3 protein-coding genes are annotated in these 2,635 nt (G+C 44.4%); 1 reads left to right on the top strand and 2 read right to left on the bottom strand.

All coding sequences use genetic code 11. The features are described 5' to 3' along the window. Positions 1 to 62 precede the first annotated feature (62 nt). Positions 63 to 539, bottom strand: a complete 477-nt coding sequence (locus HNR77_RS07290) for a DUF6790 family protein (protein ID WP_167433881.1) — start codon at positions 537 to 539, stop codon at positions 63 to 65. Positions 540 to 1,061: 522 nt separating this feature from the next. Between HNR77_RS07290 and HNR77_RS07285 the strand changes: the two genes are divergently transcribed. Further along, a complete protein-coding gene (locus HNR77_RS07285) occupies positions 1,062 to 1,919 on the top strand; it encodes an SDR family oxidoreductase (protein WP_184182157.1) in 858 nt (285 codons plus the stop codon). Between the two features lie 159 nt (positions 1,920 to 2,078). Here HNR77_RS07285 and HNR77_RS07280 read toward each other — a convergent pair whose 3' ends face one another. Next, positions 2,079 to 2,630: an RNA 2'-phosphotransferase gene (locus HNR77_RS07280; RefSeq protein WP_184182155.1), complete on the bottom strand. Its 552-nt coding sequence runs from the start codon at positions 2,628 to 2,630 to the stop codon at positions 2,079 to 2,081. Between the last annotated feature and the right edge of the window lie 5 nt (positions 2,631 to 2,635).

Raw genomic sequence — 2,635 nt, 5'->3', positions numbered from 1 at the left:
CACGACCACACCTCATTCATTAATTGAGATTCAAGCTGTGCTGACATAAATCCAGTTACGGTCTAGCTCATGACCCAAATGCCGCCGGCCAATATAGAGAGAACCGTAATAAAAGCCTGGTAGACAACGTCCATAATCAGATTACCAATACTGTCTCCATCTGCCTTGCGATTTTTAATCATGACATAAGTATGTGACCAAAGACCACTTAAACCGTATATGTACATCGTAACCAAAACACCAACCCAGAAATTTCCTTGAAACCAGATGGCCATTATACCCATAACACCAAGACCAACTTGTGAAAATCCGTATTTGACCTGGAATGGTCCGCCTGGCCAACCTAACATTTTGGCTGTTTGATCTGCCCTTGCAATGTTAACCACATAACCAATGATACCTACAAGTCCAAAGGTAACGACAAACTGATGAAGCAACAACACCCTGCTAATCTCGCTCATTTCACCAGGAAACCCTAGCATCCAGAGATGAACTGCCCCTGAAATAAGCCCAAACAACCATAGAACCAAAAACCACATTGCTGTTTCACTCCTGCCACTTAGTTTTTTTGGAATCATTTGTAACTAAATACACTAATTTGTAGATATCCACATTATATAATCGCTTTTACATTTGTCAATTCGTACATATTTTTCTAATTTGTCGAAGTTTTTTACAATTATCTTCCCTTATACGCAATCTAATAATTGCATTTAGGTCCTTATAACTTGAAATTTTTGGTTCGAATTTACCATTTTTACAAACAATAACTCAAAAAATGTTTCTTTTTTAACACTCCTAAAGGACCACAACTCATTTATTGCATACTTAAAAAAATTTAATAACCACTGGTTGATTCGTTTCTCCCTATATTCGGACTCCTTTAGTCGTCTTTAGCTATAATAAAAATTGACAACACATTATTTTGTAACTATTATAGTTACATAGATAAACATTCACACATCCACAGCTGCTTTCTTAGAGCTGTACATATCATTTTTCAGGATAGTTAGACGGCTCACGAAGTAGATGTTCAAACGACATTATAGGAGGAAAATAAAATGAAAATGTTAGTTACAGGTGCAACAGGTCATCTTGGTTCACTCGTTGTTGAAGCGCTGCTGAGAACGAATGCCACCGCAGATCTGGCGGTAAGTGTACGTTCACCCGAAAAAGCAGAAGCCCTGCGCTCCCAGGGTGTAGACGTTCGTCATGGTGATTTCGATCAGCCTGAAACGTTAGCAAAAGCCTTCGCTGGCGTAGACCGTCTGCTGCTCATCTCCACAGATGGAGATAACGAGACACGGATTCGTCAGCACCAGAATGCCGTTCATGCTGCAAAACAAGCAGGCGTTGGTTTCATTGCTTATACCAGTGTCGTCAATGCAGAACATAACCCGCTCTCCCTGGCCGAGGTACACCGCAAGACAGAACAGGCTATTCGCGAATCTGGCATCCCTTATACATTCCTGCGCAACAACTGGTACCTTGAAAACGAGGCTGGCAGTGCGCAGGCCGTAATACATGGTGCGCCTTGGGTACATGCAACCAATGACAGTCAGGTTGGCTGGGCTACCCGCCGTGATTATGCGGAAGCCGCTGCTGCTGTACTTGCAGGTGAAGGACATGAGAACAAGGTCTATGAATTATCTGGCAAGCTGCGTACACAAGCTGAGCTTGCTGCGATTGCAGGTGAAGTGCTGGGACAGGAAGTTCATGTACAAAATGTAGACGATGCTGCTTATGCAGACATTATGAAAGGTGCGGGACTGCCAGACTTTGTTGTATCCATGCTGGTTGAAATGCAAGCTGCCATCCGCCAAGGTGCGCTCGCTGTTGAAAGTGATGCACTGGAAACTTTGCTTGGCCGTCCGGCTCAACCGTTAAGCGAAGGGTTTAAAGCGGTTCTGGGCAAATAAATCAGACATGCTTCGTGCTGCTTGCAGCCCCGATCCCAAGGCATCGGCATTCAAAAAAGGGTTGTTCCATACGTCATAAGTTGACGGGGAACAACCCTTTTTGCTTGCTTATGTTGAGTGAAACTTTCACTTTGAACAACATCTGCACTATGATTTCATCTAGCTATCAGCTTGTTCCTGCTCAATATAATGTGCGGGAATAACATCAGCCAGCCAAATATTCTCATTGCCATGGTAAAAGAGGATACCCTCACGTGCGGCCAGCCCGGCCTTCACTCGCAGAATAGCTGGCTGACCGTCACGCCTCTGTCCGACCTTATGTGCCGTTTCAATATCTGCAGACAGATGTACATATTGTCGCTGCCGTGGCTGTAAACCATGCTCCATAATAGAGGACACGGCACGTACAGGTGTACCGTGGTACAACAACTCCGGAGGATGAGCAGCCGATTTGATTATTTTCTGCGGAGTGGAGTGACCATAAAGCGCACGAATTCGGCCTGCATGGATCTCATGCCGCTTTTTCTCCGAATCTGCAATCATTTGTTCCAGGTCTTTCTCCGTAACGTCATGCCACTGCGGACTTTCGTGCAGAGCGATGAGCAATTGTGAAATATCAACCCATCCTTCTTCGTGCAGCTCAAGCTCGTATTCCCATGGGGCATGTCGCAAAGCGTAAGAAAGCTCTTTGCTTAATTTCATATAGTCCATGACCT

This window comes from Paenibacillus sp. JGP012 (genome assembly GCF_014203995.1).
GTDB lineage: Bacteria > Bacillota > Bacilli > Paenibacillales > Paenibacillaceae > Paenibacillus > Paenibacillus silvae.
Note: the sequence above shows the minus strand (reverse complement) of the source record. Positions and strands in the feature narration are given on the sequence as shown.